The organism is Peribacillus sp. SIMBA_075, from assembly GCF_046534585.1.
Genome location: NZ_JAWRYN010000840.1, coordinates 1 through 263, shown reverse-complemented (window position 1 = coordinate 263; position 263 = coordinate 1). Strand labels below are relative to the sequence as shown.

Sequence of the window (263 nt, the reverse complement as noted above, 5' to 3'; positions counted from 1 at the left end):
ATCACCTTCTAAAATAATTACATCTTTTTCCTTTACAAGTCTCCCTAATTTTTCTGATAATCGCTGGGTTTCTTCGGAAGATTTTGTTGTTATTTCATATTTACTCACAGACTTCACCTACTTTACTCACAATGTTCTCTGCTCTTTATTATACAGGTTTTAAATATATAAAAAAGTCCTTAGGAGTTTTCCTAAGGATAGTTTGACTGTCTTTATTAGTTTTTTGTTAAAACAAATAAAAAAATACGAAACAACTTGTTTCG

At 28.9% G+C, this 263-nt stretch carries 1 pseudogene; it reads right to left on the bottom strand.

The features are described 5' to 3' along the window. Positions 1 to 108, bottom strand: a pseudogene (locus tag SB775_RS30605) (tRNA (adenosine(37)-N6)-threonylcarbamoyltransferase complex ATPase subunit type 1 TsaE); the annotation flags it as partial. Positions 109 to 263 lie beyond the last annotated feature (155 nt).